We start from the raw sequence: 13,034 nt of genomic DNA on the forward strand, positions 1-13,034 counted from the left end.
TCAGCCCTGCGAGTTGTGCGCCAGTCCCAGGGCGTACTCCGGCCACCACTGACCGGCGTCGGGGCCGCCCTGGCAGGTGCCGTCCGACTCCCCGGGCCGCTTGATCCACAGATAGGCGTCCAGGGCGGGCTCGCCGGTGTCGGTGGTGGGGCGGGTGCCCAGTGCCCGGCCGGGCGGGTTGCACCAGGCGCCGGGCAGGGGCCCGTTGCCGTTGCGGCTGCTGTCGATGACGAAGTGCTTGCCGCCGAGGCCGGCCGAGAGCTGGAGGCCGTACTTCTTGGTGGCCGCGTCCGTCTGGAAGTTGGCGACGTTCAGGGAGAAGCCGTCGGCGCCCGCGACACCGGCCCGTCGGAGCGGGGCGACCAGCCGCCGCGGCTCCCGGATCCAGGCCGGGTTGCCCGCGTCCAGGTACACCTTGGTGCCCGGCTGCTGCTTCAGCCGGGCGATCGCCTCCTTGAGCAGCTGCTCGCGCTCGGCCGCGTACTCCCCGGGCGTGCAGCCGTCGACGGTGTGCGCCACCGCGTCCGGCTCCAGCACCACCAGCGCCTTCGCCGAGCCCAGTCCCTCGGCGAACTTCCCGATCCACGCCCGGTAGGCGTCCGCGTCCGCGGCCCCGCCCGCCGAGTGCTGGCCGCAGTCCCGGTGCGGGATGTCGTACGCCACGAACAGTGCCGTACGTCCTTCCTGGGACGCCGACGCGGTGGCCGCCCTGATCACCGGGGCCGGATCGATCTCGCCGGCCGGCCACAGCGCGGCCGGTTCGCCGGCGATTCGCTCCAGCAGTGCGGCGTCCCGGGTACGGCCCTGCCGCTGCCACAGCTGGATCTGCTGGGCGGCGGAGCTCGCGGGGTCGACCCAGAACGGCTGGGCGGCGTTCGCCTTCGCGGAGGCGGCGCCGGCGACGGAGGCCTCGCCGACCCCGGAAGCGGACGAACAGCCCGTCGCGAGTCCGAGCGCCGCGAGCGCCGCGAAAGCGTGGATCAGCCGGGACATGCTGCTCCCTGGGGCGGAGTGACAGTCGGGCACCAATCGTGACATAGCAGAGTGATTCATCCTGGAAGGGACATGGTCTCGCCTCGCGCGGACCGAAGGACGAGACGGTGCTGACCACGATGTGACCGGCCGGTAAGGTCGATGCCGTGCCGAAGCCGCTCAGTCTTCCCTTCGACCCCATCGCCCGCGCCGACGAGCTCTGGAAGCAGCGCTGGGGAAACGTGCCGTCCATGTCCGCGATCACCTCGATCATGCGCGCACAGCAGATCCTGCTCAGCGAGGTCGACGCGGTGGTCAAGCCGTACGGACTGACCTTCGCGCGGTACGAGGCGCTGGTGCTGCTCAACTTCTCCAAGGCGGGGGAGCTGACCATGTCGAAGATCGGCGAGCGGCTCATGGTGCACCCCACCTCCGTGACGAACACCGTGGACCGCCTGGTGAAGTCCGGTCTGGTCGACAAGCGGCCCAATCCCAACGACGGGCGCGGCACCCTCGCCTCCATCACCGGCAAGGGCCGTGAGGTCGTCGAGGCGGCCACCCGTGACCTCATGGCGATGGACTTCGGGCTCGGGGTGTACGACGCCGAGGAGTGCGCGGAGATCTTCGCGATGCTGCGGCCGCTGAGGGTCGCCGCCCGGGACTTCGACGAGGAGTGACCCCGGCCGGGGAAGGGGCGACCCGGGCCAAGATCTCCCGGAACGGGTGGTTACGCTCGGACGCATGAAAAAGAGCGTGCTGACCCGCTACCGCGTCCTGGCCTACGTCACCGGTGTGCTGCTGGTCCTGCTGTGCCTGAGCATGATCGCCAAGTACGGCTTCGACATCGACGGTGCCGCCGACTTCACCCGCGTCGTCGCCATCGCGCACGGCTGGCTGTACGTCGTCTACCTGGTCTTCGCCTTCGACCTGGGCTCCAAGGCGAAGTGGCCGGTCGGCAAGCAGCTGTGGGTCCTGCTCGCCGGGACGGTCCCCACGGCCGCCTTCTTCGTGGAGCGGAAGATCACTCACGAGCTCGAGGGCAGGATCGTGGACGCGGCTCCGGCGCCCGTCAAGGCGTAGCCCCACCGCCGTCGGAGCTGGGCGGCGGGACGAGTGGGGGAGTGCACGGAGCCGCCGGGGTGCTAGGAGCGGCCCTTCTCGGCGGACGTTCCCGCCAGGCCCGTCAGCAGGACCTGGGTGAAGCCGTGGGCCCATTCCGCGTCCGCGGGTTCCGCGCTCACCAGGGTGCGGTGGACCACCGCACCCGCCACCATGTCGAAGATCAGGTCGACCGTGCGGGTCGTTTCCCCCAGGTCCGACTCCGGGGGCAGCTCGCCGCGCGCCTGGGCGCGCTGCCGGCCCTCCAGGACCAGGCGCTTCTGACGGTCGACGATCGACGAACGGATGCGTTCGCGCAGTGCGTCGTCGCGGCACGACTCCGCCACCACCGCCATCAGCCCGTTCCGCGCCTCCGGCCGCGCCAGGATCGCCGCGAACTGCAGGACGACGCCCTCGATGTCGGCGGCGAGGGTGCCGCAGTCGGGCAGTTCCAGTTCGTCGAAGAGTTCCGCCACCGCGTCGACGACGAGTTCGTTCTTGCCGGCCCAGCGGCGGTACAGAGTCGTCTTGGCGACCCCGGCTCGCGTCGCCACGTCCCCCAAGGTCAGCTTCGACCAGCCCAGTTCCACCAGCGCCTCCCGCGTCGCGGCGAGGATCGCGGTGTCCGCGGCGGCGCTGCGAGGGCGCCCTGTGGCGCGCGGGGCGGGGGTGCGGCTCTGCATCCCACGACCATAACCGGCGGTTCACGTGTCGCAGTGAGGGAGATCACCGGGGTGGGGTACCGGGCAGCGGTCCGATGCCATTACGCTACGACTCGTAGCGGAAGCTCGCGGCGGACGTACGCGAGTGACGGCCAGCACGGCGTGGGGTGGGGACCCGGCGCCGGGCCGCGCTGCACGACCGGCTTTCAGAACGCTTTTCGCAGACGCGGGCGCACGGGGGAGGATAGGCGCATGCAGCCACGGAACATGTCCATGAGCGGAGTCGTCGACCTCGCCGCGGTGAAGTCGGCCCAGGAGGCCAAGGCGAAGGCGGAGCAGGCGCGCGCCGAAGCGGCGCGGCAGGGCGGCGGCCCGGGCGCCGTCTCCCCGGCCGATCTCGTCATCGACGTCGACGAGGCGGGATTCGAGCGCGATGTCCTCCAGCGGTCCAGCGAGGTCCCGGTCGTCATCGACTTCTGGGCCGAGTGGTGCGAGCCCTGCAAGCAGCTGAGCCCGGTCCTTGAGCAGCTCGTCGTCGAGTACGGCGGACGCCTCCTCCTCGCCAAGATCGACGTCGACGCCAACCAGATGCTGATGCAGCAGTTCGGGGTGCAGGGCATCCCGGCCGTTTTCGCGGTCGTCGCGGGCCAGGCGCTGCCCCTCTTCCAGGGTGCCGCCGGCAAGGAACAGATCCAGCAGACCCTGGACCAGCTGGTGCAGGTCGCCGAGGAGCGCTTCGGGCTGACCGGCCTCACGGTCGACCCGGACGCCGGGCCGGGCGCCGCCCCGCAGCCCGCGGCCGTGCCGGCGGGGCCGTACGACGCACTCCTCGAAGCCGCCGTACGCGCCCTGGACGCCGGGGACTTCGGCGGGGCCGTCCAGGCCTACAAGAACGTACTGAGCGACGACCCGGGCAACTCCGAGGCCAAACTGGGGCTCGCCCAGGCCGAGTTGCTCCACCGGGTGCAGGGACTCGACCCGCAGCGGGCACGCCAGGACGCGGCCGAGAAGCCGGACGACGCCCAGGCGCAGATCGCCGCCGCCGACCTGGATCTGGTGGGCGGTCATGTCGAGGACGCGTTCGGACGGCTCATCGACACCGTGCGGCGCACGGCCGGTGACGACCGGGATGCCGCACGGCTGCGGCTCCTCGAGCTCTTCGAGGTGGTCGGCGCCGATGATCCGCGGGTGTCGGCGGCTCGCCGGGCGCTCGCGCGCGCCCTGTTCTGAGCGGGGCGAGGACCCCGGTTCTGACCAGTCGTTAAACATCCCGGCATGTGGTGCCGGAGTGAAAAAAATGACGGAGAAGCATCACTGCGGCCGCGCTTTACCAAAACTTGGTAATCGCGGCCGTTGTTACTTCAAGTAAGGCAGGGGCGCCGTTCTGTCGGGTTCTGTCCGTCGATCAACTCCTTTGTCATCCCCCTGGTTGCCACCCAGCGTCGCCGCCCGAGACCAGCGGGTCGTTGTTCGGTTATCCCGCCGTTACTACCGAGTAACGAAGCCCCTTGTGCGGGCGGCGAGAATGCACCACGATCGGCGACGCTCGGTCCTTTCCCGTACCCCGACAGCCGGTCGGGCGGCGGGAATCCTTGGGTCCCCACCGAGCAGGGTCGGCGGCAGGTGCGCCGGCTCTTGGACAGGGGGGTCTTCGCCCATGCGGCGGAGCCTGTCCAGCAAGGTTGTGCGTGATGTGTGTCAGGCGCGACCAGTGGTTGTCGCTCGGGGGTGATCGCCGGTGATCGGTGCGCGGTTTGCGCCTCCGAGTGCAGGCGCTCCCCTTCCCGAGGACGTAGCACTTCTCCCATCCCTGCCCGGCTGAGCCGTCCATTTCGACAGGGCAGTCAGGGCCAGGAGATGTACGTCCGAGAAGGAGGACATATGCAGTCCCAGGTGCGTGGCGGGACCAGATGGAAGCGCTTCGCTGTGGTCATGGTGCCCAGCGTCGCAGCGGCCGCATGCGTGGGTGTCGGGCTGGCGCAGGGTGCGCTCGCCGCGTCGTTCAGCGTGTCCGGCCAGGAGTTCAAGGTGTCCGCCGGACACCTTGAGGGCCAGGGCTTCGCCCAGTACGGCGCTATCGACTCCGGTTACACGTCGACCGACGGCACGAGCAAGACGGTGCGCCCGGTCGCGGTCTCGTCGTTCAAGACGGCTCAGATCACGAACATGTGCCAGTCGGTCAAGACCGAGATCCCGCTCATAGGCAAGACGTTCTACCTGCGTCTTGACGCGGGTCCGGACGCGAACCACAAGGTCGAGGCCGAGAACCTCTACATCGACGTCGCCCAGCTCGACGCCGACGCGACGTTCAAGAACATCGACATCGGTGTTGCGGTCAAGGACCAGAGCAAGGGCCCCGCGGTCAGGGGCGGCGACAACGTCCTGCCGGGCGGCTTCGCTCAGCAGGCCGACTCGGCCGACCTGACGAAGGTCGAGCAGACGGCGTGGGCCACCACGGCGGGCACCTTCAAGCTCAGCGGCCTGAAGATGCGTCTCGGCACCAGCTCCAGCATGGAGTGCTTCTGACGGCTGAGGCCACAGGGGTGACTCGGCGCAGCTGAGTCGCTCCAGGGGCGGGGAAGGCAGGTGTTTCTCCGCCCCGCATGGCCGGCCCGGCTCCCGCCGGACCGCATGCACACAGACAGACTTTCCGGTTCTCCACGCCTACGGCCGAGCCGGTACGTACTTCCGGACCCAGGGAGCTTTTTCCATGAGTGCCGAGACTCCGGCCCAGAGCACCGGGACTTTTGACCGGTTGCGCCTGCGATTCCGTGCCTGGCGAGGCCACCGCCCCTTCTGGGCCGGTCTGTTCACGATGCTCGGCGGACTGCCGATCGCCTACTTCCCGTACGCCACCTTCAAGCTGGGCACCATGTCGATCGCCATGGCGACCACCGCGGGTGCGGGCTCCCTCATCATCGGTGTCCTCCTGGTGACCCTGGGCCTGACGATGTGGTTCCAGTACGCCACCCGCATCTTCGCCGGTGTCGCCGCGATCGTCCTCTCCCTGGTGTCCCTGGTGGTCTCCAACATCGGCGGCTTCATCCTGGGCTTCGTGTTCGCCCTCGTCGGCGGAGCGCTCGCGGTCTCCTGGGTGCCGGGAGCGCCGCCGCAGCCGCAGCCGCTGCCGGAGGGCGGGACGGACGAGGGCGGTGCGCCCCTGGCCGCCGACCCCGACACCGCGATCCTCAGGCCGGTGACGGACGAGCCGGGGGCGCCGTACCGGGCCCCCGAGTCCGGACACCGCGCGACCCCGGACGGTACGCCCGAGGCCGCCTGGGCCGCCGACAATGTGAACGGAGGGTCCCGTGTCGGCTGACGGGATTCAAGGCGAGAGCTCCGCGGTCTCGACCGGGACCAGATCGGGGCCTCGGCACGCGGCACCGAAGAAGCCGCTGTTCATCAGGTTCCACATGCCGGCCGGCAAGGCGATAGCCATGGCGGCGATGCCGACCGCGGTGCTCATGGGCATCGGGTTCACGCCGACGCTCGCCCTGGCCGCCGACCAGCCGACCTCGAAGAGCCTGACGGTCGACGAGTACAAGGACTGTGTGGCGGCGCTGGACGGCAGCGCGTCGCCGTCCGCCTCGGCGAGTGCCTCGGGCTCCGACGACACCACGGCGACGCCGTCCCCGTCGGCCTCCTCCGGCTCGGGGTCGGACACGGGCTCGGGTTCCGACGACTCCTCGTCGTCCGGTTCGGGTTCGGGCTCCGACGACAAGGCCACGCCCACGCCGACTCCGTCCGCCTCGGCGAGCAAGGAGACCAGCTCCTCCGGCAGCGACACCGCCACGCCGTCCCCGTCGGCCTCCGCGAGCAAGGACAGCAACCTTCTCGAGGACATCGGCGACGCGATCACCGGCATCTTCACGGGCGGCAGTTCGTCGTCGAGCGACACGAGTGACGCCACGAGCGAGCCGAGCGCCAGCCCGACACCGTCCGCCTCGGCCTCCGCGAGCGCCTCCGACACCGTCAAGGACACGACCGACAAGGTCACCGACACGGTGAAGAAGACCGTCAAGGACACGACCGACACGGCGTCCGAGGCGGCGAAGGACACCACCAAGGCCGTCGAGGACACCACGAAGGCGGCGGAGGCCGCGGCGGCCGACGCCACGGCTTCCCCGAGCCCGTCGGCGAGCTCCAGCACGGACCCGGAGGACTGCCCGGCCGCCACGGACGACGTCGGCGACACCGAGCCCGGCGTGACGGTGGCGGACAACGCCTGGACCCTCAAGGCCAGTTCGCTGCTGCTGAAGGGCGCCGACTACCAGGGCGTCGTCAAGGTGAAGACGGCCGGCGGCCAGACCAAGAAGGTCCTGAAGTACGTCATCTCCGGCGGCACCGACATCGGCGACCTCCACCAGATCGTCACCGAGCGTGGGAAGACCTACCACGTGCAGGCGGGCAAGGGCACCACGTCGACGATCACCGACGGCGACACGGTGATGTACACCGAGAGCATCTCCGGCAACCTGCTGGGGCTGATCCCGATCACGTTCAGCCCGGACAGCCCGCCGCCGTTGAACATCCCGCTGATCTACTTCACGAACGTGACGGTCAAGCAGGCCGGCCAGTACGGCGGAACCCTGCACGTACCCGGGATGCGCCAGTACTCGGAGGGCTGAGCCCTCACCGAACTTTTCCGGGAGCCGCACAGAAGGAGGGCGCCCCCTGCCAACAGGGGGCGCCCTCCGTGCTGTTGTGGAACAAGAGAGACCGCGTGCAACACCACAGGCCGCCGGTGATGTTCGAGGCGGCGGGGGTGATGTTCGGGTGAGCGGGACCTTCGAGGAGCTTGACCGGCTCGACCTCGACGGCCATGTGCGTCGCTGGTCGGCGCCGGGCGTCGCCATCGTCGACGGGGACGTGAGCCAGTGGATGGCCGCGGCCCAGCAGTTCGCCGCCCGGCTTCAGGTCCATCCGGACGGCCCGACCTGGCTGACCGAGGAGCAGTGGGGCGAGATCGGGCACGCGTGGGCGGCGCTGCTGGCGGCTGCCGAGCGGTCCGTCGGCGAGCAGGGCAACGAGTGGCTGCTACGGGACCTGTGGCTGCGGTCCTGGCTCCTGGACCACATGGGGCCGCGCGCGGGTGTCGCGTTGCTCGACCCCGAGGCCGTGCTGGAATGCGCGCTTGCCGCCATGCCCATGTCCGTGGAGGAGGCCGACCGGTTGGCCTCGTGGTGGCGGGAGGTGAAACCGGACGAGATCCTGGCATTCCGTGAGCGGATCCTGGCGCTTCGGATGATCCGGCGGTTGCTCGCCACGGTGAGGCCGCTCGCCGCGCTTCTCGCGGATCACCCCCGCTGGAGTGAGGTCCAGGAGTGGGCGCGGGTGGCCGAAGGGCTGCCGTAGCCCCCGCCTCCGGCAAAGCCGAGGGCGCCCCCCGTCGCAGGAGGCGCCCTCGGTGCTGTCCAGGGAGGACTACTGCGCGATGCCGCCGATGTGGTGCACGCGGAGCATGTTGGTGGTGCCCGCGACACCGGGGGGCGAGCCCGCGGTGATGATGACGATCTCGCCGGGGTTGAAGCGGCTGATCTTCGCGATCTCCTGGTCGACCATGTCGACCATCTCGTCCGTGGTGTTCACGAACGGCACCACGTGCGACTCCACGCCCCAGCTGAGGGTGAGCTGGTTGCGGGTGCTCTCGTCCGTGGTGAACGCGATGATCGGCTGGGACGCGCGGTAGCGCGAGAGACGGCGGGCGGTGTCGCCGGACTGGGTGAAGGCCACCAGGCCGCGGCCGCCGAGGAAGTCGGCGATCTCGCAGGCCGCGCGGGCGACCGAACCGCCCTGTGTGCGGGGCTTCTTGCCCGGGACCAGCGGCTGCAGGCCCTTGGACATCAGCTCCTGCTCGGCCGCGGCGACGATCTTCGACATCGTCTTCACGGTCTCGATCGGGTACGCGCCGACCGAGGACTCCGCCGACAGCATGACCGCGTCCGCGCCGTCCAGGATCGCGTTGGCGACGTCGGAGGCCTCGGCGCGCGTCGGGCGCGAGTTGGTGATCATCGACTCCATCATCTGGGTCGCCACGATCACCGGCTTGGCGTTGCGGCGGCACAGCTCGATGAGGCGCTTCTGCACCATCGGGACCTTCTCGAGCGGGTACTCGACGGCCAGGTCGCCACGGGCCACCATGACGGCGTCGAACGCCATCACGACGCTCTCCATGTTGTCGACCGCCTGCGGCTTCTCCACCTTGGCGATGACGGGGACCCGGCGGCCCTCCTCGTCCATCACCTTGTGGACGTCGTCCACGTCCTTGGCGTCCCGCACGAAGGACAGGGCGACCATGTCGCAGCCCATGCGCAGCGCGAAGCGGAGGTCCTCGACGTCCTTCTCGCTCAGCGCCGGGACGTTCACGGCCGCGCCGGGCAGGTTGATGCCCTTGTGGTCGGAGACGACACCGCCCTCGATGACGATCGTCTTGACCCGCGGGCCCTCGACGGCCAGGACCTTCAGCTCGACGTTGCCGTCGTTGATGAGGATCTGGTCGCCGGTGGAGACGTCACCGGGCAGGCCCTTGTAGGTCGTCCCGCAGATGCTCTTGTCACCCGGGACGTCCTCGGCGGTGATGACGAACTCGTCACCGCGCTCCAGCTCGACGGGGCCCTCGGCGAAGGTCTCCAGCCGGATCTTGGGGCCCTGGAGGTCGGCGAGGACCCCGATGGCCCGGCCCGTCTCCTTGGCGGCGGCGCGGACGCGGTCGTACCGCCCCTGGTGCTCGGCGTGCGTGCCGTGGCTGAAGTTGAAACGGGCCACGTTCATGCCGGCCTCGATCAGCGAGACCAGCATCTCGTGGGAGTCGACCGCGGGGCCGAGAGTACAAACGATTTTCGAACGGCGCATGGGGCGATCCTATCGGTTTGTTTCGCTACGGAATATTCCGTCTGGTGGAAGATACAAATGGGCGGGCGCGTGCTCAGTTGCGGTTACCGCTCAGTTGCTTTCGTGTCCGACCAGTGCGTAAGTCTGTGTCGCGATTTCCAATTCTTCATCCGTCGGCACCACCGCGATCGCTACTCGTGAGTTCGCCGGCGACACCAGCCGCGGCTCGTCCGCGCGTACGGCGTTCAGTGCCGGGTCGAGCGACAGTCCCAGCTCCTCAAGGCCTGCCACGGCGGCCGCGCGCACCTCGGCCGCGTTCTCCCCGACGCCGGCCGTGAACGCGATCGCGTCCACCCTGCCGAGCACCGCGTAATAGGCGCCGATGTACTTCTTCAACCGGTGAATGTAGATGTCGAAGGCGAGCCGTGCCTGTTCGTCGCCCTCGTCGATCCGGCGGCGGATCTCCCGCATGTCGTTGTCCCCGCACAAGCCGATCAACCCGCTCTTCTTGTTGAGAAGAGTGTCGATCTCGTCCGTGGACATTTCGCCAACACGCATCAAATGGAAGATGACGGCCGGGTCCATGTCACCGGAGCGCGTACCCATCACGAGCCCCTCCAAAGGCGTCAGCCCCATGGAGGTGTCCACACACCGGCCGCCCCGCACGGCGGACGCGGACGCGCCGTTGCCGAGGTGCAGCACGATCACGTTCACCTCGTGCGGCGACTTCCCCAGCAGCTTCGCCGTCGCCCGGGACACGTACGCGTGCGAGGTGCCGTGGAAGCCGTAGCGCCGGATGCGGTGGGCGTCGGCGGTCTCCACGTCGATCGCGTAGCGCGCCGCCGACTCCGGCATGGTGGTGTGGAACGCGGTGTCGAAGACGGCGACCTGGGGCAGGTCGGGGCGCAGTGCCCGCGCGGTGCGGATGCCGGTGAGGTTGGCCGGGTTGTGCAGCGGGGCGACCGGGATCAGCCGCTCGATCTCGGCGAGCACGGCCTCGTCGATCACGGTCGGCTCGGTGAAGCTCTGACCGCCGTGCACCACACGGTGGCCTATCGCGGCCAGCTCGGGGGAGTCCAGGCCGATCCCGTCCTTCGCCAGCTCCTCCGCCACGGCCTTCAGTGCCGCGTCATGGTCGGCGATCGGGCCGGTCCGCTCGCGGGATTCGCCGCCCCGGGGTGTGTGCTTCAGCCGCGAGGACTGCTCACCGATGCGCTCGACGAGCCCCATCGCCAGCCGTCCGCTGTCCCGCATGTCGAGCAGCTGGTACTTCAGCGACGAGGAGCCGGAGTTGAGGACGAGGATGCGGGTGGCGCTCACTGCTGGGGAGCCTTTTCGGTAGAGGTCTGGGCCTGGATCGCCGTGATGGCGACGGTGTTGACGATGTCCGAGACCAGGGCGCCCCGGGACAGGTCGTTGACGGGCTTGCGCAGACCCTGGAGCACCGGGCCGACGGCGATGGCGCCGGCCGAACGCTGCACGGCCTTGTAGGTGTTGTTACCTGTATTGAGGTCCGGGAAGATCAGAACCGTTGCCTGTCCGGCCACTTCCGATTCCGGCAGCTTGGTCTCCGCGACGGTCGGCTCGACCGCGGCGTCGTACTGGATCGGCCCCTCGGTCTTGAGGTCGGGCCGCCGCTGCCGTACCAGCTCGGTGGCCTCGCGCACCTTGTCGACGTCGGCGCCCGACCCCGACGTGCCGGTGGAGTACGAGAGCATCGCGATCCGCGGTTCCACGCCGAACTGCTCGGCGGTCGCGGCCGACTGGATGGCGATGTCGGCGAGCTGCACGGCGTCCGGGTCGGGGTTCACGGCGCAGTCGCCGTACACGAGCACCTTGTCGGCGAGGCACATGAAGAAGACGGACGAGACGATGTCGGCGTCCGGCTTGGTCTTGATGATCTCGAAGGCCGGGCGGATCGTCGCCGCCGTGGAGTGCACCGAGCCGGACACCATGCCGTCGGCGAGGCCCTCCTGGACCATGAGGGTGCCGAAGTAGTTCACGTCGGAGACGACGTCGTAGGCGAGCTCGACCGTGACGCCCTTGTGGGCCCTGAGCGCCGCATACTTCTCGGCGAAGGAGTCGCGCAGTTCGGAGGTGGCCGGGTCGATCAACTGGCAGTCGCCGAGGTCGATGCCGAGGTCGGCGGCCTTCTTGCGGATCTGGTCGAGCGGGCCGAGCAGGGTGAGGTCGCACACGCCCCGGCGCAGCAGGACCTCGGCGGCGTGCAGGACGCGCGGCTCGGTGCCCTCGGGCAGCACGACGCGGCGCTTGTCGGAACGGGCCGTCTCCAGGAGCTTGTGCTCGAACATCATCGGGGTGAGGCGGCCGCTGCTCGGCGCGGAGACCCGGCGGGCGAGGTCGGCGGTGTCGGCGTACCGCTCGAAGAGACCGAGCGCGGTCTCCGCCTTGCGAGGCGTGGTCGCGTTCAACTTCCCTTCCAGGGCGAAGAGTTCGGCGGCGGTGGGGAAGCTGTTGCCGGGTACCGAGAGCACCGGGGTGCCGGGGGCGAGGCGGGCGGCGAGGGTGAGGACGGCGTCGCTCGGCACCTCGTTCAGGGTGAGCAGCACGCCCGCTATAGGCGGGGTGCCGGCGCTGTGCGCGGCGAGCGAGCCGACGACCAGGTCCGCGCGGTCGCCCGGGGTGACCACCAGGCAGCCCGGGGTGAGGGCGTTCAGGAAGTTCGGCAGCATCGCGCCGCCGAAGACGAAGTCCAGCGCGTCCCGGGCGAGGCCGGAGTCGTCGCCGAGGATCACCCTGGCGCCGAGGGCCTGTCCGATCTGGGCGACGGTGGGCGCGGCGAGGGCGGGCTCGTCCGGCACGACGTAACAGGGCACGGGCATCCGGCCGGACAGCCGCTCGGCGATCTCGTCCCGGTCCTCGCGGGCCACCCGGTTGGTGACCATGGCGAGGACGTCGCAGCCCAGGCTGTCGTAGGCCCGGTAGGCGTTGCGGGTCTCCGCGAGCACCGACTCGGCGGGCTGCCCCCGGCCGCCCACGACCGGGATCACGGCGGCGCCGAACTCGTTGGCGAGCCGGGCGTTGAGGGAGAGTTCGTCCGGGAGCTGGGTGTCGGCGAAGTCGGTGCCGAGGACCAGGACGACGTCGAAGTCGCGGGCCACCAGGAGAAAGCGGTCGACGAGGGTCGAGACCAGTTCGTCGGTGCCGCGCTCGGCCTGCAGCGCGGAGGCCTCGTGGTAGTCGAGGCCGTAGACGGTGGCCGGGTCCTGGGAGAGCCGGTAGCGGGCGCGCAGCAGCTCGAAGAGCCGGTCGGGACTGTGGTGCACCAGCGGCCGGAACACCCCCACCCGGTCGACCTGGCGGGTCAGCAGCTCCATGACCCCCAGTTCGACGACCTGGCGGCCGTCGCCGCGGTCGATACCGGTCACGTACACGCTGCGGGTCACGCGTGCTCTCCCTCTCTCGCACGGGTCATGAAAATCGCCCACCGAGGTGAGCGGAAACCCTCTT

At 69.8% G+C, this 13,034-nt stretch carries 12 protein-coding genes; 7 read left to right on the plus strand and 5 right to left on the minus strand.

Annotation, left to right across the window (positions count from 1 at the left end):
* Positions 1-993: a glycoside hydrolase family 6 protein gene (locus OHT57_RS34225; RefSeq protein WP_328750601.1), complete on the minus strand. Its 993-nt coding sequence runs from the start codon at positions 991-993 to the stop codon at positions 1-3.
* A 146-nt stretch (positions 994-1,139) separates the two neighbouring features.
* On the opposite strand from OHT57_RS34225, the gene OHT57_RS34230 reads away from it, so the two are divergent.
* Positions 1,140-1,649 (plus strand): MarR family winged helix-turn-helix transcriptional regulator, encoded by a 510-nt coding sequence (locus OHT57_RS34230; protein ID WP_328750602.1) that lies wholly within the window; start codon positions 1,140-1,142, stop codon positions 1,647-1,649.
* A 64-nt stretch (positions 1,650-1,713) separates the two neighbouring features.
* Entirely contained in the window at positions 1,714-2,052 is a 339-nt protein-coding gene (locus OHT57_RS34235) for a DUF3817 domain-containing protein (protein WP_328750604.1), read from the plus strand.
* A 62-nt stretch (positions 2,053-2,114) separates the two neighbouring features.
* Here OHT57_RS34235 and OHT57_RS34240 read toward each other — a convergent pair whose 3' ends face one another.
* Positions 2,115-2,753, minus strand: a complete 639-nt coding sequence (locus OHT57_RS34240) for a TetR/AcrR family transcriptional regulator (protein ID WP_328750605.1) — start codon at positions 2,751-2,753, stop codon at positions 2,115-2,117.
* A gap of 231 nt (positions 2,754-2,984) precedes the next feature.
* On the opposite strand from OHT57_RS34240, the gene OHT57_RS34245 reads away from it, so the two are divergent.
* From OHT57_RS34245 to OHT57_RS34265, 5 genes are all read left to right on the plus strand, one after another.
* Positions 2,985-3,962: a tetratricopeptide repeat protein gene (locus OHT57_RS34245; protein WP_328750606.1), complete on the plus strand. Its 978-nt coding sequence runs from the start codon at positions 2,985-2,987 to the stop codon at positions 3,960-3,962.
* A 651-nt stretch (positions 3,963-4,613) separates the two neighbouring features.
* Positions 4,614-5,258, plus strand: a complete 645-nt coding sequence (locus OHT57_RS34250) for a DUF6230 family protein (protein WP_328750607.1) — start codon at positions 4,614-4,616, stop codon at positions 5,256-5,258.
* A gap of 184 nt (positions 5,259-5,442) precedes the next feature.
* Entirely contained in the window at positions 5,443-6,051 is a 609-nt protein-coding gene (locus tag OHT57_RS34255) for a DUF6114 domain-containing protein (protein ID WP_328750608.1), read from the plus strand.
* Between the two features lie 94 nt (positions 6,052-6,145).
* On the plus strand, positions 6,146-7,360 hold the full coding sequence (locus OHT57_RS34260) for a hypothetical protein (protein ID WP_328750609.1): 1,215 nt from the start codon (positions 6,146-6,148) through the stop codon (positions 7,358-7,360).
* Between the two features lie 148 nt (positions 7,361-7,508).
* Entirely contained in the window at positions 7,509-8,087 is a 579-nt protein-coding gene (locus tag OHT57_RS34265; RefSeq protein WP_328750610.1) for a hypothetical protein, read from the plus strand.
* A 69-nt stretch (positions 8,088-8,156) separates the two neighbouring features.
* Here the strand turns inward: OHT57_RS34265 and pyk are convergent, their stop codons facing one another.
* From pyk to pta, 3 genes are all read right to left on the minus strand, one after another.
* Positions 8,157-9,584 (minus strand): pyruvate kinase, encoded by a 1,428-nt coding sequence (pyk, locus tag OHT57_RS34270; protein WP_328750611.1) that lies wholly within the window; start codon positions 9,582-9,584, stop codon positions 8,157-8,159.
* Positions 9,585-9,674: 90 nt separating this feature from the next.
* Positions 9,675-10,883, minus strand: coding sequence for an acetate kinase (locus tag OHT57_RS34275; protein ID WP_328750612.1), 1,209 nt, complete (start codon positions 10,881-10,883; stop codon positions 9,675-9,677).
* Positions 10,880-12,970, minus strand: coding sequence for a phosphate acetyltransferase (gene pta / locus OHT57_RS34280; protein WP_328750613.1), 2,091 nt, complete (start codon positions 12,968-12,970; stop codon positions 10,880-10,882). Before pta ends, OHT57_RS34275 begins: the two co-directional genes overlap by 4 nt.
* Positions 12,971-13,034: the final 64 nt, after the last annotated feature.

This window comes from Streptomyces sp. NBC_00285 (assembly GCF_036174265.1).
Classification (GTDB): domain Bacteria; phylum Actinomycetota; class Actinomycetes; order Streptomycetales; family Streptomycetaceae; genus Streptomyces.

Bases quoted from the DNA above. Each gene is read 5' to 3' on its own strand.
- OHT57_RS34240 (WP_328750605.1), bottom strand. From the start codon at position 2,753: ATGCAGAGCCGCACCCCCGCCCCGCGCGCCACAGGGCGCCCTCGCAGC.
- OHT57_RS34245 (WP_328750606.1), top strand. From the start codon at position 2,985: ATGCAGCCACGGAACATGTCCATGAGCGGAGTCGTCGACCTCGCCGCG.
- OHT57_RS34235 (WP_328750604.1), top strand. From the start codon at position 1,714: ATGAAAAAGAGCGTGCTGACCCGCTACCGCGTCCTGGCCTACGTCACC.
- OHT57_RS34255 (WP_328750608.1), top strand. From the start codon at position 5,443: ATGAGTGCCGAGACTCCGGCCCAGAGCACCGGGACTTTTGACCGGTTG.
- pyk (WP_328750611.1), bottom strand. From the start codon at position 9,584: ATGCGCCGTTCGAAAATCGTTTGTACTCTCGGCCCCGCGGTCGACTCC.
- OHT57_RS34250 (WP_328750607.1), top strand. From the start codon at position 4,614: ATGCAGTCCCAGGTGCGTGGCGGGACCAGATGGAAGCGCTTCGCTGTG.
- OHT57_RS34225 (WP_328750601.1), bottom strand. From the start codon at position 993: ATGTCCCGGCTGATCCACGCTTTCGCGGCGCTCGCGGCGCTCGGACTC.
- OHT57_RS34260 (WP_328750609.1), top strand. From the start codon at position 6,146: ATGCCGGCCGGCAAGGCGATAGCCATGGCGGCGATGCCGACCGCGGTG.